The organism is Candidatus Omnitrophota bacterium (genome assembly GCA_003598025.1).
GTDB lineage: Bacteria > Omnitrophota > Gorgyraeia > Gygaellales > Profunditerraquicolaceae > Profunditerraquicola.
The window spans coordinates 253,402-276,101 of the sequence record QZKH01000002.1 but is presented as its reverse complement, the minus strand read 5'-3'; the positions used below and the strand labels follow the sequence as shown (position 1 = coordinate 276,101).

Below are 22,700 nucleotides of genomic sequence, written 5' to 3'. Positions count from 1 at the left end.
TAAACGTCACTTCAGAAAAACCTGCTGCGCGGCCTTAACTCCTTCGCCTATGTTAAACTTATAACCCATCTGGGTGAGGACCTTTTCAAGGCAGCTTATACCTACAATAATATCAAACTCTTCTATGAAACCCATATGCGCGATCCTGATGACCTTGCCTTTAAGCTCAGCCTGGCCTCCGGCAATAGTTATGCCGTAGGTATCGCGCATGGCCTTTACCAGTTTTTCTCCGTCGATACCCGCAGGGACCTTGACAGCGGTAACGGCGTTAGATGCGGCAGTAGGCGCAAATAATTCCAGCCCTATTGCCTTTACGGCGGCCCTTGTCGCATCTGCCATTCTGATATGCCTGGCAAATATATTTTCAAGGCCGTCTTCTTTCATTATCTTTAATGCCTCGGCTAAAGCAATCACAAGGGTAAGCGCAGGCGTAAAAGGCGTGTCTGTCTTATCCCATGCCTTCTTTGCCGCGGTAAGGTCAAAATAATATTTCGGTAATTTCGAATCCTTAATCAAATTCCACGCCTTACTGCTAACGGATATAAAACTTAACCCCGGCGGGAGCATAAGGCCCTTCTGTGAGCCTGATACTACGATATCGCACTTCCATTCATCGGTTTTAATATTGATGGCGCCTAAACCGCTTATAGCATCAACAACCAAAGCAGCATTTGTTGCGCCCACCACATCCCCGATTGCCTTTATATCGTTATCAACGCCGGTTGAAGTTTCGCATAAAGTAGTAAACACCACTTTGATTTTAGGATTAGCCTGAAGGCGTTTCTTTATCTCCTCTGGGCTGACTGCCTTACCCCATTCTACGGTAATAACCTCGGCATTGACCGAATATTTCTTGCACAATTCCGTCCATCTCTCGCCGAATTTCCCGCCCTCGACCACCAGGGCGTAATCACCGGGGCTAAGCAGGTTCACGACTGCCGCCTCCATCGCCCCCGTACCCGAAGATGTAAGTATGAAACAATCGTTTTTAGTCTGATAAATATACTTTAGCCCCTCAACCGCTTCCTTAAGCACAGCCTGGAACTGCGGGGTGCGGTGATGGATTATCGGCCGGCTCATGACCTCAGCTACCTGAGGAGGAACCGGAGTAGGCCCTGGGGTAAGTAGGTATTTTTTCTTCATCTTTTCCTCCGAAGAATTATATTATTGCCTGTTATTTCTTTTTTTCTGCTATTACTTCGTCTACGAGGCCGTAATCTTTTGCTTCCTGCGCAGACATAAAATAATCCCTGTCAGTATCCTTCTGCAATTTATCAACGGTCTTGCCTGTATGATGGGCAAGTATCTCGTTTATCTTATCGCGCATCTTAAGTATCTCTTTTGCATGAATAGAGATATCCGCAGCCACTCCCTGTATGCCTCCCCACGGCTGGTGTATCATCACCCGCGAATTCGGCAATACGAACCTTTTGCCTTTGGTGCCGGCGCATAATAACAAAGCCCCCATGCTGGCAGCTTGCCCCACGCAATAAGTAGCCACGTCGCATTTTACAAACTGCATCGTATCATATATCGCCAGGCCCGATGTAACGGAACCGCCGGGAGAATTTATATATATATTTATATCTTTCTTAACGTCTTCCATCTGCAGGAAAAGCATTTGGGCAATAACCAGGTTTGCGACAACATCATCGATAGGCGTGCCGATAAAGATTATCCTGTCCTTTAGAAGGCGTGAATAAATATCATAAGCCCTTTCGTAACCGCGCGATGTCTGTTCGATGACCATCGGAACCAAAGTCTGCATTTTAGTCGACATTACATCCTCCCTTTTAAAAGATTTAATAAAATATTTGTGCACAGTTCACAGATCACAGATTACTGAACGTATTGCGTCCTTCGACTTGGTTCGACTTCGCTCACCACATGTCGCTCAGGACTCCCTTCGGTCGTATTGCGTAGTGCGTATTGAGTATGGCGTTCTTGTGACCTTATGACCTTGTGTCTTTGTGTCGTGTGACTTTGTGACCCATATTGCTACGAACTAACCTTTCCATTCCGCTTCTCTTAACAAAAACTCCATTACATTATGCGGCATGTGGTCGTTAAGTTCTATCTTTTCCTTCTTTGCGATCTCGGATAGAATCAGGTAAGTCTTGACCTGTTTTTTTGCCTGCGGCTCCATCTCTTTCCTTAATTCCTTCTCTCTTTCATCCACTCTTTCAGCAGGTATCCCCTTCATTGCCAGGTCTATCTTTGTCTGCCTGAGCATATCATTTATCTGGCGTTCGATGAGTGTCGCAGGTATCTTAAAATCCGCCTGGGAATTGAGCTGTTCGATTATCTCCTCTTCCATCTTCTGCCTCTGCTGGTGTTCCTTTTGCAGGAAGAGCTGTTTTTCTATTGTCTTCTCCAGATCTGCAAGCGTAGGATACCCTAATCCGCGGGCAAAATTATCGTCAAGATTATCCAGCTTCCTTGATTCCTTAAGCGAATCTATGCTGCGCTTAACGTCATCAGGCGTTACTTCTACATTCTTATAGCTGACTTTCAACTTCTTGTAATTCTTAAGCGCTATTTCGGGGGCTGTTTCAACCGTCGCCTTGAAAGTAAGCGTAACATTATCAAGTTTTATATCTGAGATATCCGGAAGCTCTATTACATCCAACGCTTCCTTTTCTATCGCCTGGTTGTATAATTCCGGGACGAGCTCTTTTAGGACCTGTTCGCGTATGGCGCCGGAGAAATTCTTCTCAATGAGATCCCGGGGCGCATGGCCCGGGCGGAATCCAGGGACCTTTGCCTCTTTGGATATCTTCTTTATCACGTCTTCAAATTTATTCTTTATGACCTCGCCTGTTACCTCGATTGACATTTCCCTTTTAGTTGCATCAAGCTTCTTTACTGCTGTTTTCACGTTAACTCCTTTATCGTTTAATCGTTGAATAGTTGATTAGTTTACTCGTTGATTAGTTAATCTCGTTTTCTTCGATTAAACGATTCAACGGTTCAACGAATCAACGAATCAACTAAATAACTACATCCTGAACTTCTCACCCAGATAAACTTCCCTTGCCTTAGGGTTGTCTATCAATTCCTGCGCTGAGCCGGATATTAATATTTTTCCTTCGGCTATTAAATAAGCCCTGTCTGTGATAGAAAGGGTCTCACGTACATTGTGGTCGGTAAGCAGTATCCCTAAGCCTTTTTCCTTAAGCTCCTTTATTATCTCCTGCGCTTCGCTGACTACTATCGGGTCTATGCCGGAAAATGGCTCATCAAGGAGTATAAAAGAAGGGTTGGTGACAAGCGCGCGCGTTATCTCAAGCCTTCTTCTTTCCCCGCCTGATAAAGTATATGCTTTGTTCTTGGCAAGGTGCGCGATATTCAATTCATCAAGCAGTATCCCTAGCTTACGCTTCCTTTCGGCGCGCGATATGGGAAGCGTCTCAAGTATTGACGATATATTCTCCTCTACGGTAAGCTTCCTGAATACTGAAGCCTCCTGCGATAGATAAGCTATGCCGTAATGCGCGCGCTCATGGATAGGCAGGTTGGTTATATCCTGATTATCAAAGACTATCTTTCCTTTTTCCGGCGGGATGACTCCGACTACCATATAAAAAGTCGTGGTCTTTCCCGCGCCGTTTGGCCCCAGGAGCCCGACTATCTCGCCTCTTTTTACCAGGATATCCACTCCTTTGACCACCTGCCTGCCGTCATAAGATTTGGATAAGTTTTTAATTTCCAAAAGATGCATCTAAATCCTCCGATGAATATATTTCAAGCCTGGGGCGGCCGCTTAATACGATCTTTTTATCGGCTGCCGTATAAACTGCCTCATCGCTGTAAGAAACATTCTCCCCGCGCACTACTTTTACGTTGCCGCGGGAAATTATTTTGTCGATTTTACTGCCCAATGCAGCATTGCCTGCTGTATTTATCTTTCCCTTGTTGCCGCTATTGGCAATAAAATAAACATCCATAGTATCGCTGTATATCACTGAATCCTGACGCACTACTTTTACGTTGTTATTAAAAACCGCGATGTTCTTTTCATAATCTATCGTAAGCGGGCCGTCGCAGGTTATCACTACTTTCTCTTGAGGTGCGCCAGCTTTGGGATTTTGCTCTGCGTCAATATCAACTTTTACCTGTTTATTAAGGGTAACTTTCTTTAAGCTCGGCTCACCCAAGGCGCCTACCCCGGTAGTGGTAATGTTATCCCTTTGGATATTGACCGGATCACTCGTTTTGACTTCCTGTTTCTTCCTGTCCCAGTCAAGGGAATCAGTGGTCAGCTTTGCCCCTGATGCGGTAGTGATGACGACATTATCCTGCAGGTGGACCTTTGCCTGGCTCTTATCAAAATCCCCCTTATCTGCGGTAAGCTTTACATCATCTTCGCCGTATAGGTTGCCCGTAATATCGTCAAGCTTGACGATATCGTTAAGGATATTGGCTGACTTTCCTGCGATATCCCAGGACTTCTTTCCCTTTTCGCCGTAACCGGCAAGGGAAAAATCGCTTATCTCCTGGGCACCTTCCTGCTTTGTCTGGGCATAAAGAGGCGCGATAAAACATAAACTTAATAAAAACAAAGAACAGATGAAGAAGAATTTAAGCCTCATATTTCCTTATCGCCTCTTGCCATTTTCCCTGTGATTTAAGGATCATCTCAGCTACTTCGCGCACCGCGCCCCTGCCGCCTTCCTTAGCGGTGGTATAGTGGCTTATCTTCTTTACTTCTGCGCAGGCATTGGCGACTGAAACGGCCAGGCCTACCCGCTTTAATAAACAGAGGTCGACCAGGTCATCTCCGATAAAACATAATTCTTCGGGCTTTATTTTATATTTCTTAATAATCTTATCTAATACGGCTGTCTTGGGGGAGATATTTTCATATATCCTGGCGACTTTCATATCCTTTGCCCGCGGCTTAATCGCCCTGGAGCCTTTTGCGGTAATCAAAACCGTGGGTATCCCTGATTTATGCAATAACGCTACCCCCAGGCCGTCATGCACGTCGAATAATTTCATATCGCGGCCTGCGGAATCATAGATTATCCTTCCGTCAGTCAAAACCCCGTCGACATCAAGCAAAAGGACCTTGATCATTTTAGCTTTATCTATAAGGTCTCCCTGCATCAGACAACTCCGGATTTTAAAAGGTCCTGGATATCCAACAGGCCTATAGCAATACCTTTTTTATTTACAACCGGTATCTCATCTATTCTCTTCTGGCGCATTATACGCATAGCTTCGGCTGCCAGCATATCTTTGCCGACTACAGTCGGGTTCTTTGTCATTACTTCTTTTATCCTGCGGCTGGCGAGGTTCTTATCCTTCTCTAAGTGCCTTCTTAAATCGCCGTCAGTAAAAATGCCTTTTACCCTTCCGCTTGTGTCCACGATAGTGGCTGAACCTGCTCTTACCTGGGTGATCTTAACCAGGACTTTATCCACTCTTTCTTCTGCTTTTACCACCGGGTTATCCCTGCCCTTACGCATGATATCCTCTACTTTAAGCAGCAGCCTTTTGCCTAATGCTCCGCCGGGGTGGAAGAAAGCAAAATCGCTCTTCTTAAAGCCTTTGCTTTCAAGCAGGCAGACTGCCAAAGCATCTGACATCGCCAGGGTCGCAGTGGTGGATGCTGTGGGCGCAAGCCCCAGGGGGCAAGCCTCTTTTTTTACCGAGATATCCAAAACCACATCGCTGTATTCGGCAAGCAAAGATTCCGGGTTTCCGGTCATGGCGATGATTTTACATCCGATCTTCTTAAGTATAGGGAGCAGCTGTTTTATCTCTTCACCTGAACCGCTGTTAGAGATGAGCACGACCGAGTCCTCGTCGGTAACTTTGCCCAAGTCCCCGTGCACTGCCTCTGTTGTATGCAAAAACAGGCTGGGCGTACCGGTTGAGGCAAGGGTTGCGGAAAATTTTTGCCCGATAATTCCGGTTTTTCCTATACCGCTTACTACCACCCTTCCTTTTGTCTTAAACAAAATATTAAACGCCTTCTTAAAATCCGCGCCTATCCTGCTCTTTAAAGCGCTTACTGCCTGCGCCTCTATAGTCAAAACATCCTTTGCTATTTTTTCTACCGAATGCCTCTTCATAATACTTCCTCTATTTTCTTTAATTGGGCAAGCAATTTATCCAGCTGTTTAAAATCTATCATGTTTAGCCCGTCACAGAGTGCGGCTTTCGGGTTCTGATGCACCTCTAAGAATATCCCGTCACAGCCAAAAGCAACTGCCGCGCGTGACAATCCGTCAACAAATTCGCTCTGGCCACCTGAACAGCTCCCTTTCCCTCCGGGTATCTGTATGCTGTGGGTGGCATCAAAGATGACCGGGTAACCGAAAGCGCGCATTATCGCAAGCGCGCGGAAATCCGTGACTAAATTATTATACCCGAAAGAAACCCCTCTTTCGGTAATCAAAATCTTTTTGCTGCCGGCTTCCTCTATCTTTTTTATTATCGGGGCCATATCCCAAGGGGCAAGAAACTGGCCTTTTTTGATGTTTACAACCCTGCCGCTCTTTGCTGCCTTAACGACAATATTTGTCTGGCGGCATAAAAACGCGGGGATCTGTATCACATCAGCGACCTCTGCGACCCTGTCTACATCGTGGGCGCAATGCACATCAGTCAGTATCGGGACATTTACCTCTTTCTTTATCCGGCTTAAGATCTCTAAGCCTTTAACAAGACCCGGACCGCGGAAAGAATCCCCGGAAAGACGGTTAGCTTTATCAAAGCTGGATTTAAAAATCAACCCGAGCTTATGCTTTTTGGCTATCTCCTTTAATCTCTTTGCCGCGTCCATGCAGTCTTTGGCATTTTCAATGACGCATGGGCCGGCGATTAAAACTAAAGGGTTGCCATGGCCTATCTTTATTTTATTAACCTCTACTTGCGGCATCAGTTCTCCTGGTTTTTCAGGTAATCTCTCACCCTCTGTAAATCTTCGGGGGTATCTACCCCTAAAGTATCAAATTTAGTCTCAACTACCTTGATGCGGAAGCCGTGCTCTAACACGCGCAGCTGCTCTAAGCGCTCGCACTTCTCAAGGCAGGACTGCGGTAAATTTTTATAAGTGAATAAAAAGTCTTTTGTATATCCGTATAAGCCTATATGCTTGTAGTAATCAATGCAGACGCCTTCATTATCATGGCCGCAATGCGGGATAGCCGCCCTTGAGAAATACAGGGCAAAGCCGTTTTTATCCATTACCACCTTTACCACATTCGGGTCATTTATCAGCTCCGGGTCCTCTATTTTTTTGCAGATCGTCGACATATGGACATTTTCGTCATCCAATATCGCCCGGGCTGCCATATCAATCATCATAGGATTGATAAGCGGCTCATCTGCTTGGATATTGATCACCACTTTTACATCAAGCGGGTTTATCACCTCGATTATCCTGTCTGTGCCGCAGGAATGGCTCTTTGATGTCATAACCGCCTTAGCGCCGAATTCCTTTACCGCTTCCTGTATCCTCTCATCGTCACAGGCAATAATCAGTTCATCAAGGATAAGCGCTTGCTTTGCGCGCTCCCAGACATGCTGTATCATGGGCTTTCCTGCAATATCTGCCAAAACTTTTCCTTCAAAGCGCGTTGATGAAAACCTTGCCGGGATTACGCCGACTACATCCATTTAAGCACCTTCTGCCTTTCTATTCTCAAAGCTTATGTATTTTCTGTAAAAGTTCTTCTTTAGTCACCGGGACTGTGCCCAGTTTTCCGACTACAATGCCTGCGGCGATGTTTGCTAAAGCCGCTGCTTTTTTCTTTTGCGCCCCGCTTGCTAAGGCAAGCGTAAAACAGGCGATAACCGCATCGCCTGCGCCCGATACATCAAATACCTCCTGCGCCACAGTCGGTATCTTTACATCATGGCCGTTATTCTCAAAAAGCCACATCCCGTTCTCGCCCAGAGTGACCAGTATGGAATCTAAGCCGAGGTATTTTAGTATCTGGCGGGCGGCATTCTCAATCTCTTTATCGCTGAATAATTTATCGTCGCAGATCTTAAACTTGTTGGAAGTATCTTTGATCTTTAAGTTCCTTACTGCGTTCTCAAGCTCGCGCCTGTTGGGTGTGATTGAAGTAACCCCGCGGTAATACTGGAAATGCTCTTCCTTAGGATCAACAGTGATCACCTTCTTCTTTTTTGCGCCAAGCTTGACTACCTTTTCAAGGAGCTCGATGTTTATTACGCCCTTACCGTAATCTTCAATGATGACTGCGTCAAATTTATCTATGTTCTTTGTGACAAAATTTATTATCTTATCGTTTATCTTCTTTGGCACCGGGTGCGTATCCTCCCAGTCAACGCGCACTATCTGCTGGTGGCCGGCGATAATCCGGGTCTTTAATGTCGTGTGCCTGTGCCTGTCAATAAAGACAGTGCCTGTGGGTATCTTTCTCTTTTTTAACTCCGTAAGCATGGTGTCTGCGCTTGCATAATCGCCGATTACGCCTAAGAGGCATACTTTTGCGCCAAGGGAAACGATGTTGGATGCGACATTTGCCGCTCCCCCGGGCATAAAATTCCTCTTCTTTGCCCACACTACCGGTACCGGCGCTTCCGGGGATATCCGGCTTACATCTCCCCAGATGTATTCATCAAGTATCAAATCGCCGATTACAAGGATGCGCGCCTTTCTGAAATCTTTTATTAACTTATCAAATTCTTTCATATCTTTTCTAAGACGGCCTGGGCAAAGAGCGGAAGCATTATTTCATGGTGGCCGATAATATAGTAGCCTTTGCCGCCTGCCTCAACCGGGCGCGTAACGATATTCTGATGCGGCCGGTAATGGTGTATCATATCAAAATTTGCGGTTGTAAAATTCTGCGCCTTATGCCCTAAGTTGCGGGTCAGGTTAAGCGCTTTTAAAAACACCTCAGGCATGATAACTGCCGAGCCGAAATTCAGCAATACACCTCCGTTATTTAGGGATTTGATCTCATATACTAAAGTGGCAAAATCCCGATAGCTTGCCTCACCGGTTAAAGCCGGGTTAAACGAAGGGTGCTGGTGTATTATGTCAGTTCCGATTGCAACGAATACGCAAACCGGAATATTGGATTTATAGGCATTGTATAACAGGCTCAAATCCCTATGCGGTAGCTTGGCTTTGGTTATTGCCATGCCCACAGAATTACCCAGGCCTTTGCCTGCGCAAACTCCATCTAAAACTGCCTGATTGATGAACTCAGCAGTCTCTCTGCCCATGCCAAAACTACCCGTTCTTAAGGCTTCGCCTACATCTTCGGAGGTTTTAGCCTGGTAAGCCAGCTCAAAATCATGGATTATCCCTGCGCCGTTTAAACATACGCAAGATACGGCCTTCTTCTTAAGAAGCTCGACGATAACCGGGTTAAGCCCGCATTTAATAACGTGCGCGCCGGCCATTAATATTACGCTTTTTTTCTTGCGCCGGGCTGCCACTACCGCATCTACAACCGCCCTTAAATCCTTGGCCTTAAGGATATCCGGCATAGACTCATAGAAGCGGGCAAAGGACTTGTTTTTTGCCGGAGCCTTGGCAAAATCCCCTGCCTTTACCTTGCTGAAACGCTTCTTTATGGAGTATGTTTTAACCTTCTTTATATTGCTCATTGAACTGTTAATTTTAGCACAAAAATGAGGGAAAGCAAAGGGAAAAAAGGTTCATGGTTGATGGTTCATAGTTCATAGAAATAGCTAAAGTAGGTAGTCACAAAGTCACACGACACAAGGACACAAAAAGCTTGAGTTCACAGATCACGGTTCACGGAGCACAGTAATAACTAGAGTAGTTGGTCACAAAGACACAAGGTCACAGAAAAACTATATGTATATCACGATAAATATAGCCTGGAGCTGATAGCTTATTGAGAAAACCAAAATCCACTTTACACACATATCATAAAGTGTTTATTATTTATATTGTTTTGTTAATTAAATCTGTTATTCTTTCTCCCCTAGTCGCTCGGATAGGCTGAAATTTTCTAGTTACTGTGATAAAAGCATCCTGGACTCCAACAAGATAAAGATTTGGAGACCATAAATTATTCTTTCCAGATGGCTTGCGCGTCCATACTCCACAGCCGCTCAAACCATGCAGGTCAACTGAGTGATCATCAATACTATAATCGATAAAAAATTGCCTATTATAATCAATGCTTCGGTCAGAAGCAGCAAAATCTATGATTTTTGATCCCAAGAAATAATGGAAATTTCCAACACCATATTTATTAATTTCTCTTGTTAGTTCAACAGAAAAACCAAGCATATAAGTCGCCATGCCAATTTCAGGAGATATGATTCTCCCTATAGAGGCATCAAAAAAAACAAAATTACTTATTGTTTTTGCTGTTGGCTCTAATTCCAGCATGACTAAATCATCAGTAAAATCAGAATAAAACCTATTAATTGTTGGAATTTCTAAAGAATACGCTTTATCATCTGCTTCAACTAGATCATTAAGCGGAGCTTCTTTAATAATATCTTTATCAGCATCTCTTAAAGAATTTCCTGAGCGATAAATAAACCTCAAATCTTTATTTTTATATTCTTTTTTAACTACATGTGCGCATGTTAATATAAACTTTCTGCTATTTATCTCTAATAATGTTCCCGTCCCCCACCCAAGAGAAGTATTGGCGAGGGAAACATCCACTATTATAGTATGCCAAGCTATCGCTTCTCGAATCCCTTTTATTGCATTTTTCTCCAAGTCTAAATTTTTCATAGATCTTCTTTTGAGCTTCTTAAATACAAAACAGTGTTTTCTATTTAAAGACGACTCTCTAACTATATTATTTGCAATTCAATTCTTAGCTTTAGTATTGAGATTAAGCATCTCAGATTTGATAATTAAAGCATTATCATTATGAATTCTGTTTTCAACTATTGTCCTATATTCCATAAATCCATCTATCTCGTTTGTATAAGTTACCGCTAACAACAAAGTTAGGCCTTCACTTGAATCCGAAACAATATACTCATAATTATTTTTGGCTGCCTCTTCGTCTGAATAATCTAACACAAAACTACACACAAGTTCATAAAAATCTCCGGGTCCTAATGTCACCTCGCTCATTTTCTTATAAGAAACAGGTGCATCTCTCTTGAGTTTTGTCTCTTGTCCAATTATTAAATTATCAGGTAATTCAATATTTTTTGCCGCAACGTTACCCACGTTCTTTATTTCGTATTTAACTATAATTTCGACGTGATTGCTTTTTTGCTGAATTTTCCAAAATGAGCCATCATTGAATTTCTTTGGAGAGATCAATACATAAGGGCGATTAATTTGGATAAACTGATATTTTCCCGTATCTAAAGCATCCTTTGCTATATTTTTAGATTCTTTAGATAGTCTATAAGCATCCGTAGATACGCAACATCCCCTAACGGAAACTACAAGTGCAACAACAGCTACAATAGTTACAATTAGATCTTTATTATTAACTATCTTCGCTAGTATTTTTTTTATAATCGTATACATGTTAAATTCCTCCAACTGAACAGTTCTCAAACGAATCTAGTGCATTAACTGTGCTCCGTGTACTGTGAACCGTGAACTAATTTTTGTGTCCTTGTGTCGTGTGTCTTTGTGACTACCTACTTTATCTATTTCTATGATCTATGAACCATCAACTATAAACTAGTCTTAATAACCGATTCCTTTTTATATTTATAAATTCCAAAACCTATCAATCCGATACCTAAAGCCATCCAAATAATAGCTCGGTATAGTAAAAGATCTTTATCAACCTCTGACCACATAGGGGCATAGGTTTTTGATGAAAGCATAATCTCAAAAAGCATTCTTAATAGATACGGCGGTTGGCTGGATTCTGAAACAAAAAAATAGTATAGCATTAATAAAGACGGCAAAAGGCATAAGCTCCCCAAAATCGAAAACACTATCAAGTCATTATTATATATCTTTTTATTATCCATAATTTCCTCCAAAGCCCATTTCTTATAGGAACTAATTTTAAGGACCAGGCCCCTCTAACCTCTTCTTGATATTTCTATGAACTATGCTCTGTGAACCGTGAACTAATCTATGAACTATGAACCATTAACTATGAACTATGAACTAATTATAACAGCTGCTTCGCTAATACCTCTTCCACCGCTCTAATCACATCCTCCACACCTATCGCCCTTAAACAGGCAAAATTCTTTTTACAGTTATGCGCAAGGCATTGGATGCAGCCGACTTCTTTATGCAGGACCTTATCTTTTTTGCCTACCGGCGCCCAGCGCTTGGGGCTAAGCCCTGCCTGGTTCCTGCCAAAAATGGAGATAACCGGAGTGTTTACCGCGCTAGCAACATGCACGGGCCCGGAATCATTGGATATGAATAAAACGCTTCTCTTTAATATTGCGGCTAATTGGCTGACGGAAGTCTCTCCGCTTAAGTTTATGGCTTCATTATACATCTCTTTCATCACTTTTTCAGCCAGATAATTATCCTTTGCAGCAGCCACAATGAGCACTTTAAAGCTGTATTTCTCGATAAGCTTATCTGCAAGTTGTGCAAATCTCTCATGCGGCCAGATCTTAGAAGGGCAACTTGCTGAGGGATGTATTGCTATTACCTTCTCGTTGTCTTTTACGCCCAAATTCATTAATTTATGGCGCGCCCATATCTCAACTTCCGGGCGGATATTAAAAATTAATTCTTTATCTTCGGCATTTATGCCGATTGCCTTTAATAAATCCAGATTATACTCAAGCTCGTGTTTTTGCCCTAATTGTTTTGTATGCTTTATCTTTTTACTCAACAAAAATCCCATTTTCTTGTCATAGCCTACCCTGACCGGTATCTTTGCCAGGAATGTCAATAAGTGCATGCGGTTGGTCGGATGCAGTATTATTGCTATATCAAACTTTTTCTTGGCAAGAAGCCCGGCAAATTCCATGCTCTGCTGCCATCCTTTATGCTCTTTGTCCTTATCATAGAGTATCACTTCATCAAGATAGGGGTTATTGTCAATTATCTCCTTTGCCTGCGGAGAAACCACCATGGCAATATATGCTGAAGGGAATCTATTGCGCAGGTTCTTAATCACCGGGGTAGATAAGACCACATCGCCGATCCTGTCAGTGCGCACAATGAGGATGCGCTTAAAATCATGGTCTATCTTTTTATCTTGCGGCTCAAACTTGTCAACTATCATCTTGCGCGCAAGGCGTAATACCTCGTCAGCCCTTATCATGTTCATGCAGTTTATCGAGCCGAGGGAACAATCTGCTTTCTCGCACGGCCGGCAGGAGATATCTTTTTTTGCCAGCGAATAGTTATCCGACCAGGGACCGTATTTTTCTTCGTTGGTCGGCCCGAATATTGCCACTACCGGCACGTTCAGGTAACTTACGATATGAAGAGGCGCGCTGTCATTAGTTATTAAAAACCTTGCCCGCTTTAAAAGGTACGCAAGCTGGGCGATATTGGTTTGGCCCGTTAAATTCAACACAGGATACGGGCAGTTGCTGGCTATATATTCAGAGACCGGCTCATCGTCCTTATCTCCGACTAAGACCACCTTTACGCCGAATTCTTTTATCATTAAAGTAATGAGCTCGGTGAATTTTTCCTTGGGCCAGCGCTTGATATAACTGCGCGCGCCGGCTGAGACCACGACTACGTCGTTACGGAAAAAAAGTCCGTGGTCTAAAAGGATCTTCTTTATGCGCGCCTTATCCTCGGGGTTCAAGAAAAACACTGTCTCCTTCATGCTTACGGATAAATCTTTCTTTATCTTAAGCAGGATCTTTTTTACTTTATAAAGATGCCTGGAATTCATATGCTTTATGTCTTTAGGCACGATAAGAAACGGCGAAATCCTGTAGCGCGCAGGAAGGAGCGCGCCAAAGAGGCTGTTGCGCAAATCAATGACGATATCGTATCTTTCTCTCTGGAGCTGGCCGAACAATTTCATCTTCTCGCTTAAGCGGGAGTGCTTATCGTACGCGATGACTTTACTTATCAGGGGGTTATTCTCAAATATCTCTTTAGGCCGGAGCGCTGCCATTACGTGTATCTGGGCAAGGGGGAAACATTCTTTTAAGGTATCTAATACCGGAAGGGATAGAAAATTATCACCGATATTGCTTAGGGTGATGAATAGTATTTTTTTGACTTGTTTATCTTTTGGCATAAATCTTTTTGATTTCTTTTAAAACCTCTTCCGGGGTAATCGCCTTCATGCAGCGGTTATCCGGGCATTTCACCTCGTAGCATGGGATTTTGCATCCTACGTCTTTTTGGATAATCAGCGTATTATCTCCCGGCACAGGCCCGGTTACGCTGGCCGAAGTCGGGCCGAAGATAGCGATAATGTTCCTGCAGCCTACCGAGCTTGCGATATGCAAAGGCCCGGAATCAGCAGTAATAAAAAGCGGTATCCTGCTTAACAATGCGCCCAGCTGTTTTAAATTAAAGATATCTACAGAGATGACCGGCTTATTTTTCATCAAGCCTTCTATTTCTTTGCTTAATTTTAAATCCTGGGAGCCGCCGGTAATAATAACTTTTGCCTTTAATTCACTGATTATCAGGTCAGCCAGTTTTGCCCAATTTTCTTTGGGCCAGCGTTTGGGAAGCCAATTCCCGCCCGGGTTAATAGCAATAAGCAGGCCTTTATCATCCAAATCATTTTCCTTGAAAAAATTGCCAACGGCAAGCATATCCATGTCGTCAAATGTAAACTCAGTGTGCCGGTCATGACAGGCAAGCCCGCTTTCTTTTAAGATATTAAGGTAATAATCTATACGGTGCATGCTGTCTTTTTTAGGCTGTTTTATGGCTTTAGTAAGAAGAAACGCCCTCTTTTTAGTATGATAGCCTATCCTCTCAGGTATGCCTGCCAGCCTGCACATAAGCGCGCGGCTGAACGACCGGTGTAAAAGATAAACCGTATCAAATTTCTTTGTTTTAAGCATGTTGATGAATTTAAGCCGCGGCATAAGGCCCTTTGCCTTGCCGCGCTCGTCGTAAATAATGATCTCATCCAGGTGCGGGTTGCCCTTGATAATCTGCAGGCACCTTCCCGGCACACAACAGGCAATATAGCTATCCGGGTAATTGCGTTTTAAATTCCTGATAACCGCGGTAGAAAATAATACATCTCCCAGCCAATTAACGTTAAAAATCAGTATCCTTTTAGTCATCACGGTGCTCCTTAATGAAATTATACACCCCTGAAACCTGGATACAGAATACAATCGGATTTGCCGAAGTCTCGGAGATCCTCAAGCGCTTCATCGCAAAGCGGTCGTTATCGGGATAGCCTTTCTTTGAAGTAGTAAAGGCAAGTTTATAGCCTGCATCTATTACAAGCTGGCGGATCCTTTCGTTAAAAAGACCCTCGGGATAAGCAAATAACTCTATCGGTTCATTGAGCTTATCTTCTAATACCGCCTTTGACCTGAATATCTCGTCTTTAATTTTTTCTTCTGATTTAAGATTAACTAAAGGCTCCGGGCCGATGCAGTGGCTGCCGAAATCAATCAGGCCTGAATCGCGCATCTTGAGTATTTCATTCCAGTTTAACCTGTCATCCCTGCCCACCTCCTGCGTGATTATAAACATCGTTGCCGGCAGGCTGTATTTTTTAAGTACGGGGTATGCATTGATATAATTGTCCTTGCTCCCGTCGTCAAAAGTAATAAAAACCGTGCCGTAGGGGATCTTCTCGCTACTCTCCATCATCTTAACCAGGTCGCTTAACGGCCGCACTTTATATCTTAGTATTTTTAAAACCCGCATCTGCCTCTCAAAAGTAGCAGGTGAAACCGTTAACCTCATTGAAGGAGGCTCACCCGGCCTTATAAAGTGGTACATAAGTATCGGCGGAACATAGTTCCGGCGGATAAAAGATACCAGGCCCATAGAAACGATACCTAATAACGCAGCCAATATAATTATTATTTTTAGCTTTTTTGATTTAAGCATTTTTTATAAACCTCTAAGGTTTCTCTTGCCATTCTATCTTTGGAAAAATTTGCGCAGATAAACTCTCTTGCTCTCTCTCCGAGCTTAGCTGCGCGTTTATCATCCTTAATGAGCTCAACTATCGCTTTAGCCAATGCGTTACTGTCTGCGACCGGAAAAAGCAACCCGTTTACATCATTGGTTATAAGGTTCTTTATGCCGCCAATATCGCTGCCGATAACCGGAAGGCCGCATGCCATCGCCTCCATGAGCGCTAAACCTAGACCCTCTTTAATGGAAGGCATGACAAAGATATCTATCGCCGCTAAGACATCCCTCGTATCAAGCGTCTGTGTTACAAAAAATACGTTCTTTGCAATCCCGTAATTATTGACGCGGGTAACCAGTTCATTTTTCATGTTTCCGTCGCCGACTATCAATAACTGCACCTCAGGCATCATCGCAAGGATATACCTTAACGCCTCAATCAGGTATATATGGCCCTTTACATCGGAGAGCCGGGCGATTATCCCGATAGTTTTGCCCCTGCCTAAACCGAAATACTGCTTTGCCTCAACCCTCTCCTTGGGGGTGGGGACACTGAACCTGTCTATATCTATACCGCTATAAACAAGGCTTATTTTATCGAAGCTGACATTAAAATCATTAATCAAATGTTCCTTTACCGAATCGCTCACTGCGATAACTCTCTTACCCCAGCAGGAAAACATCCTCCTTTGCATCCTGGGCCTGAAAAAACCATGGCAGGTTGAAACATACGGGACTTTTGTGGCCCGGCTTAACAGGCATGCTAAGGCCTGCGTGGTCCTGGAATTAGCATGGATTATATCTATGTTCTTGCTATTTACCAGCCCCTTTAATTTTAAGAAACTGATCAAAATTTTCGGGCTGAGCACTGATTTTGTCCTGATGGGTATGGGATAAAAATATATGCGCTTATCCTCCATCCTGGACAGGCATTCTCCGCCGGAAGAAGCTATGTATACCTCATGGCCCAGTTCCCTGAAGCCTGAGCCTAAATTAACCACATAGCTTGTAATACCCCCGATATTTATATGGTTAGTTATAAAAAGTATGTTCATTTGCCTTCCAGTAGCTGCATAACCGCGTCAATCACTTCTTCGGGTTTAATCTGGTTCATGCACCTTATATTCCTGCAGTTGGGTTTATAGCACGGCGAACAGGATAGTTCTTTCCTTATTACGATTATTTTATCATGCGGCGGGATATGCCGCAGGGGATCAGTCGGCCCGAAAAGCGCAACCACCGGGATATTCTGGCTGGATGCAATATGCAGCGGCGCAGAATCTCCCGAAATAAAAACGCTGCACCTTGCAATCAGGCAGGCAAGCTGATTTATGGAAGTCTTTCCGCAGGCATTAATCGCTTTTGTGTTTTTAAGTCTTTTTATCAATTCCGTTGCCAGTTTTGAATCATGTTCTAAGCCGGTTATGACCATCCTGAATTCTTTGCGCGCAAGCTCCTCGCATAACTTTACCATATGCTCTATCGGCCAGCCTTTGGTGAGCCATCTTTTGCTTGCGCTTATATTTATCCCGATCAACCTCTGCTTCGAATTCAGCCATTCAGAGCCGAGAAACTCATCTACATAATCATGGTCCTTCTTTGCCGGCCACATTTCTAGCCTGGGGTCATTCAACTCAATACCTAAAGGTTTTAATATCCGGAACTGGTGCTCTACCGGAGGCGCCGGAGCCTTATCAAGTCTGACACCCTTGTTAAGCAAAAACCCGAATTTATTATTTTTGTAACCATACCGGTCTACAGCAAGGCTTAAAAAAGACAAAAGATGGCTGCGGTGGTTATTCTGCAGGTCGATGGCTATATCAAAATTCTTTTTCCTTAGTATCTTAGCCAGCTTAAGCAGCCCCTTTATCCCGGAATCGCGGAATTTAAAATCGCATACCAGCAATTCGTCGATATAGGGGCAAGTCAGTACCGGCTCTTTGAATTTTTCATCCACCAAAAGCGTAATCTTATAATTCCTGCTGAATTTTTCTCTTATGGCGCGTATTGCCGCGGTAGAAAGTATGATATCTCCGAGCGAGCTGAGCTTGATTATCAGAATGCTCTTATCCTGGAGCGCCTCATCGTAGACTTTCATGGTATTTTTTACCATCAGCTCGATATTATATTTCTCAACCACTTTTTTGTATGCGGCATGGGCCATTTTCCCGGCAAGAGCGGGGTCCTTTGCTATCTTGATTATTGCTTCGGACATCGCCAGAGGATCGGCAGGCGCAACTAAAATCCCGTTTTTACCATTCTCAATTATATCAATTACGCCTCCGACTTTTGTCGCGACTACCGGAACGCCGCTTGCCTGCGCCTCTATTATTACCCTGCCGAATGCCTCCTGGGTTGTCGTTGCTAAAACAAGCAGGTTAAAATTGGATAATATCTCCGGTATGTTCCTTTGCGTGCCCAGAAACTGGGTGCAGTGGCTTAAGCCCAGCCTCCTGACTAAAACCTGCACCTGCTCTTTATACGCCTCTTTTGATTCCGGCGCATCTCCGACTATCCAAATCTTAAGCCGCGGGATGACCCGCGCGACTTTAGCCATAGCTTTTATAAAATCAAGGTGCCCCTTTAAAGGGGTGATCCTGCCGATTATGCCGACGTTAAAATAATCAAACTTTTTTTCCTGCGGGTCGATAAATTTGAATTTCTCGATGTCAACGCTGCGCGGTATCATCCTTACCCGCTCAACCGGCACGCCAAAATCCTCGATCATATGCCTGCCTATCACATTGCTCAATACGATGACCTTCTTTGCCCAGCCCATGACAAAACTAAACGGATGCCTGGTGTAATAACCGTGGCAGGTAGTTATAAATACGCGCCTGGTCCGTCTTGCGGCAAAATAGGCTATCCATGCCGGCACGCGCGAGCGCGCATGCACTATATCGATGTTTTCCCTGGTTATTATCTCGGCTAATTTAGGGACCATCTTTATCATCGTGGGAATGGATTTTTTATTTACCGCAAGCTGATAATGTTTTATGCCGTAGCTCTCAAGCTCCTTGACCAGCGCCCCGCCGCAGGATACAACCACTGCATTATGCCCGAGCTTGACAAGATGCTTGGCAAGATCAAGCGTGCCTGTTTCTACGCCGCCGACATTTAATTCAGGAAGTACCTGCAGGATATTCATAATACTTTCTTTAATGCCTCTCTTATCAATGATTCTTTGGAGCTAGTTTTTATCACCGGTTTCTGGATGATTATTTCTTCTATCTCAGCCTTAAGCCTTACCGGCTCTATAAGATGGATAAGGCCTTTCCTTGCGAAATTATTAAGCAGCGCCTTGTGCCTGCCTGATAAGCCTGCGTCTTTAAATACGATTACGTGCTTTAAGCTATCTATTGCCTCGCATACCATGGATATGCTGTCAGCAGATACAACAACAATATCGCTCTTTGCCAGTATCCCTCCGGATATAAAAGGATAATTCTTTTCATTGTATATCACCAGCAGCGAGCAGCATTTCTCATCATGCAGCTCGTCTTTTACTGCGCGGGCGACCTCATCTGTTGTCCTGCGCGAGGTAGTAGCCAGCAAGCCGAAATCAGCGCTGCTGCAAACATCTTTTAACTGCCTTATAACTGCCAAGGCAGTGTCCTTGCTTAAGCCGAATTTCTTGCTTTTTCCGCCGATAAATAAGCCTATATAGTTATTGAAAGAGGCGCCTTTCCTGTAAAGCCCGGAATCATCAAGCAGCCGCATTTTTTCTTTAAGATAATCTTTATTTACGCCGGTGAGCACACCGTCTATCATAACAACATTCTTTCTCCTGGGAGGCGCATCGTGCCTGGGCATGATAACGAGGTCAAACCTCCTTACGCTAAAAACCGACGGCTTCATGATCACTATGGATTTTGCTAAGCTCTCCCTTGATACCAGGAAGTTTATTGCAGCTAATGATGAGCCGCAGGAAACAACAAGGTCCGGGTTTGCTTTAGTGAGCGCGCCTAAAACATTTGGCTCAATAAACCTCCTTAAGCACCAGAAGCAGCCCTGGCAGCTGTACCTGCCGCTAAAACAGGCCGATAACTGCAATAAAAACTTGGAAAATTTATTTTTGAATTTGACGTCTATATATTGGACATCGGCCTTGATTCCGGCTTGCGCATAATGCTCTTTGATCAACTTTAAAAGCGCATCTGACTGCCTGATGTGGCCTGCTTTCCCGTCGCTTAAAACAAGCACACTGCGCTCATCGGAGTATTTCCATATCCTGTAAGGCCAGTAGAATTCAGTGGGGTATTTTTTAATATACCCTTCAAATATTTGAATCAGCCTTTCTAAATTAAGCCTTACGTCTTCTTCAATATTCCCTGTTTTCTCTATCTTGAAAGGCTTATCAATTATTATTTTTGCGTATTGGCCCTTTAGCCGGTGATAAAAAGCAGGCACAAGTGTCACATCGCGCTTTATCGCAAGGCGTATTGCGCCTGTTGCCATAGAGGCGTTCTTGCCAAAGAATTTCACCCGCTCGCCTTTTGCGCCTCCCTGATCTACTGTCATCCCTATGGATTCGTTGCTCTCTAAAACTTCAACAAGCTGCCGCATACTTGCTTCCCTCTGTATCACCTTGGACTGATTATGCCTGCGGTAAGAATTTAGTAAAGCATCCATGCGTTTAAGCGACTGCTGGCGGACAAAAAGCACAAAAGGAAGGCCTAAATTTGCACAGACGATATTATAGATCTCCCAGCTTCCTTCATGCACCCCGCAGAATATGACTCCCTTTCCTTTTTTAAATGCCTCATCCAAATTTTGCCTGCCGTCTATACTTATATATTTATTGATATACTTTTCATTTATGGACGGGATCAAAAAAAGGTCCATAATGCTCTGGCCGAACGACCTGTAAAAACCTTTTAACGTCTTCTTCAGCCTCCAGGCAGGCTGAGCACTGCCTAAGACCCTCTTCATGTTGGAATACGCTATCGCGCGGTGCTTAAAATCAAGTAGGTATATCGCCTCCCCTAAGCGCCTTCCCAAAAAGTAAACTGCCTTTACAGGCAGACACCTTATAAGCGGGCCGAGGTATTTAAGCAGAAAATACCCTGAGTAATCTACTATGGAATTTTTCTTCATTATCGGTTATCTTTAATTTTACTTTTAAGACCAGAAAATTCTCTGTAAGAACCGGTTCGTTGAGGTCGCTGATCCTTACTGCGTCCTTCTCGGTGGTAATAATATAAGTTATGCCTTTTTCTTCGCTCTTATTCACGATATGCCTTAATTCGTCGCTTGTGTAATTATGGTGATCCATGAACCTGAAAGAAAGTTCATAATCTATGCCGAGAGAATTGACTGTTTTTTCAAAAGAATGCGGGTCTCCTATGCCGGAGATGAGGGCCACTTTCTTATCCCTTAAAAATTCCATTTCAAAATCAAGCTGATGCTGGTTGATTTTATAAAACCCGCAGTACTCATGGGTGCTTTTTACGATGAGCGCCTTAGAATTAATCCTGCTTAATCTCTGTTCAAGCGCAGGAAGGTTTTCGCAGAAATTTGTCTTGCTTAAGACAAAGACATCCGCCCGTTTTAATGAAGAGAGCGGCTCGCGTAAAATCCCCCTCGGGATAAGATGCCCGTTCCCAAAAGGATTCAAGGAATCGATTACGCAGACCTCCAGGTCTTTTTTAATGGCCCACTGCTGGAATGCATCATCAAGAAGTACGCCATTAACCTTATATTCATTTATTGCTTTATCAGCGGCATTTATCCTGTCGCTGTCTACGATGACCGGGACATCTTTGAGTTTTTTCCAGAGCATATATGGCTCATCGCCCATTTGAGCGATTGAGAATTGGTTTTTGGCAACCGCAGAGAGGGTTCTCTTATAACCCCTGCTGATAATCGCAAATTTTATGCCGCTTTCCTTAAGGAAGCTTGAGACATATTCCACAAGCATAGTCTTGCCTGTTCCGCCTAAAGTGATATTGCCTATACTTATGACCTTGCATTTTAGGACAGCCTTCCTTGAGCTTGATGAAAGTATAAGTAAATTAACGGCTATACCATATAATAAAGATAAAATCAGCAGGAATAATTTAATTACACCGGCAATGAAACCATTTTTCTTGTCAGTAGCCAGGGAATATAAGAAAAATTTAGGGTCATGCAATATGGATTTCTTCAATCTTATTCTCCGATTATTTGGACGGCGATTTTTCTCTGGCGCGGCCGGTTGTCAAACTCAAGAAGGACTATCTGCTGCCAGGTGCCAAGCAATAACTCAGCGTCTTTAAAAGGTATGGTCAGGGATGGGCCTACCAAAGCAGACCTTATATGGCTGAAGCCATTGGCATCACCCCAGGTTTGGTCGTGATGATAGCCTTTAGCGCTGGGGACCAATTTCTCAAATATCTCCTGTATATCTTTTATCATGCCCGGTTCATACTCAAATGTAGTCAGAGCTGCTGTTGAGCCGATGACAAACAAAATAATGCTGCCATTTATGAATTTCTTTGAGCCTAAACACTTTGCAACATCAGCAGTTATGTTAATTAAATCGGGGTTTCCCCGGGTTTTGAAACTCAGCGTTTCATTAACTATTTTCATGGCTCATTTGGCTAAAATTGATTTAAATATGATAGCATAAAGGCTGGGGCCAAGCAAATGATTTTAAGAGGGTAAACAGCCGAAAATAGAGCTTTTAGTTCATAGATTAGTTCACAGCCATGTTCTGTGATCCGTGAACAGTGAACTGTGAACTAATCTGTGCTCT

Annotated in this window: 22 protein-coding genes; all 22 read right to left on the bottom strand. The window is 43.6% G+C overall.

Going from position 1 to position 22,700, the window contains the following annotated elements:
- Positions 1-6: 6 nt before the first annotated feature.
- The 22 genes from C4533_01635 to C4533_01530 all read right to left on the bottom strand — a co-directional run bounded on the left by C4533_01635 (position 7) and on the right by C4533_01530 (position 22,534).
- Positions 7-1,143 (bottom strand): alanine--glyoxylate aminotransferase family protein, encoded by a 1,137-nt coding sequence (locus tag C4533_01635; protein RJP29715.1) that lies wholly within the window; start codon positions 1,141-1,143, stop codon positions 7-9.
- A 31-nt stretch (positions 1,144-1,174) separates the two neighbouring features.
- A complete protein-coding gene (gene clpP, locus C4533_01630) occupies positions 1,175-1,780 on the bottom strand; it encodes an ATP-dependent Clp endopeptidase proteolytic subunit ClpP (GenBank protein ID RJP29714.1) in 606 nt (201 codons plus the stop codon).
- A gap of 225 nt (positions 1,781-2,005) precedes the next feature.
- Positions 2,006-2,878 carry a hypothetical protein gene (locus tag C4533_01625; protein RJP29713.1) on the bottom strand — a complete coding sequence of 291 codons (873 nt, stop codon included), beginning with the start codon at positions 2,876-2,878 and terminating at the stop codon, positions 2,006-2,008.
- 120 nt (positions 2,879-2,998) lie between these two features.
- Positions 2,999-3,721 carry an LPS export ABC transporter ATP-binding protein gene (gene lptB, locus C4533_01620; GenBank protein ID RJP29712.1) on the bottom strand — a complete coding sequence of 241 codons (723 nt, stop codon included), beginning with the start codon at positions 3,719-3,721 and terminating at the stop codon, positions 2,999-3,001.
- Complete coding sequence (gene lptC / locus C4533_01615) at positions 3,702-4,592, bottom strand: LPS export ABC transporter periplasmic protein LptC (GenBank protein ID RJP29711.1); 891 nt, start codon at positions 4,590-4,592, stop codon at positions 3,702-3,704. The genes lptB and lptC overlap by 20 nt, the downstream gene beginning before the upstream one ends.
- Complete coding sequence (locus tag C4533_01610) at positions 4,582-5,109, bottom strand: HAD-IIIA family hydrolase (protein RJP29710.1); 528 nt, start codon at positions 5,107-5,109, stop codon at positions 4,582-4,584. Before C4533_01610 ends, lptC begins: the two co-directional genes overlap by 11 nt.
- Positions 5,109-6,080, bottom strand: a complete 972-nt coding sequence (locus tag C4533_01605; GenBank protein RJP29709.1) for a KpsF/GutQ family sugar-phosphate isomerase — start codon at positions 6,078-6,080, stop codon at positions 5,109-5,111. Before C4533_01605 ends, C4533_01610 begins: the two co-directional genes overlap by 1 nt.
- Positions 6,077-6,889 (bottom strand): 3-deoxy-8-phosphooctulonate synthase, encoded by an 813-nt coding sequence (locus C4533_01600; GenBank protein ID RJP29708.1) that lies wholly within the window; start codon positions 6,887-6,889, stop codon positions 6,077-6,079. Before C4533_01600 ends, C4533_01605 begins: the two co-directional genes overlap by 4 nt.
- Positions 6,889-7,629, bottom strand: a complete 741-nt coding sequence (gene kdsB, locus C4533_01595; GenBank protein ID RJP29707.1) for a 3-deoxy-manno-octulosonate cytidylyltransferase — start codon at positions 7,627-7,629, stop codon at positions 6,889-6,891. The genes C4533_01600 and kdsB overlap by 1 nt, the downstream gene beginning before the upstream one ends.
- A 25-nt stretch (positions 7,630-7,654) precedes the next feature.
- Positions 7,655-8,674 (bottom strand): D-glycero-beta-D-manno-heptose-7-phosphate kinase, encoded by a 1,020-nt coding sequence (gene rfaE1, locus C4533_01590; protein ID RJP29706.1) that lies wholly within the window; start codon positions 8,672-8,674, stop codon positions 7,655-7,657.
- Complete coding sequence (locus tag C4533_01585) at positions 8,671-9,600, bottom strand: hypothetical protein (GenBank protein ID RJP29705.1); 930 nt, start codon at positions 9,598-9,600, stop codon at positions 8,671-8,673. The genes rfaE1 and C4533_01585 overlap by 4 nt, the downstream gene beginning before the upstream one ends.
- A gap of 304 nt (positions 9,601-9,904) precedes the next feature.
- Positions 9,905-10,714 (bottom strand): hypothetical protein, encoded by an 810-nt coding sequence (locus C4533_01580; protein RJP29704.1) that lies wholly within the window; start codon positions 10,712-10,714, stop codon positions 9,905-9,907.
- Positions 10,715-10,792: 78 nt separating this feature from the next.
- On the bottom strand, positions 10,793-11,473 hold the full coding sequence (locus tag C4533_01575; protein ID RJP29703.1) for a hypothetical protein: 681 nt from the start codon (positions 11,471-11,473) through the stop codon (positions 10,793-10,795).
- Positions 11,474-11,625: 152 nt separating this feature from the next.
- Positions 11,626-11,931, bottom strand: coding sequence for a hypothetical protein (locus C4533_01570; protein ID RJP29702.1), 306 nt, complete (start codon positions 11,929-11,931; stop codon positions 11,626-11,628).
- 146 nt (positions 11,932-12,077) lie between these two features.
- Positions 12,078-14,141, bottom strand: a complete 2,064-nt coding sequence (waaF, locus tag C4533_01565; GenBank protein ID RJP29701.1) for a lipopolysaccharide heptosyltransferase II — start codon at positions 14,139-14,141, stop codon at positions 12,078-12,080.
- A complete protein-coding gene (waaF, locus tag C4533_01560) occupies positions 14,128-15,153 on the bottom strand; it encodes a lipopolysaccharide heptosyltransferase II (GenBank protein ID RJP29700.1) in 1,026 nt (341 codons plus the stop codon). The genes waaF (C4533_01565) and waaF (C4533_01560) overlap by 14 nt, the downstream gene beginning before the upstream one ends.
- Entirely contained in the window at positions 15,146-15,937 is a 792-nt protein-coding gene (locus tag C4533_01555) for a polysaccharide deacetylase family protein (protein RJP29699.1), read from the bottom strand. Before C4533_01555 ends, waaF (C4533_01560) begins: the two co-directional genes overlap by 8 nt.
- On the bottom strand, positions 15,916-17,019 hold the full coding sequence (locus tag C4533_01550; protein ID RJP29698.1) for a glycosyltransferase family 1 protein: 1,104 nt from the start codon (positions 17,017-17,019) through the stop codon (positions 15,916-15,918). The genes C4533_01555 and C4533_01550 overlap by 22 nt, the downstream gene beginning before the upstream one ends.
- On the bottom strand, positions 17,016-19,112 hold the full coding sequence (waaF, locus tag C4533_01545; protein ID RJP29697.1) for a lipopolysaccharide heptosyltransferase II: 2,097 nt from the start codon (positions 19,110-19,112) through the stop codon (positions 17,016-17,018). The genes C4533_01550 and waaF (C4533_01545) overlap by 4 nt, the downstream gene beginning before the upstream one ends.
- Positions 19,109-21,061, bottom strand: a complete 1,953-nt coding sequence (locus C4533_01540; GenBank protein ID RJP29696.1) for a hypothetical protein — start codon at positions 21,059-21,061, stop codon at positions 19,109-19,111. The genes waaF (C4533_01545) and C4533_01540 overlap by 4 nt, the downstream gene beginning before the upstream one ends.
- Positions 21,015-22,118 (bottom strand): tetraacyldisaccharide 4'-kinase, encoded by a 1,104-nt coding sequence (gene lpxK, locus C4533_01535; GenBank protein RJP29695.1) that lies wholly within the window; start codon positions 22,116-22,118, stop codon positions 21,015-21,017. Before lpxK ends, C4533_01540 begins: the two co-directional genes overlap by 47 nt.
- Positions 22,115-22,534, bottom strand: coding sequence for a YjbQ family protein (locus tag C4533_01530; GenBank protein ID RJP29694.1), 420 nt, complete (start codon positions 22,532-22,534; stop codon positions 22,115-22,117). Before C4533_01530 ends, lpxK begins: the two co-directional genes overlap by 4 nt.
- Positions 22,535-22,700 lie beyond the last annotated feature (166 nt).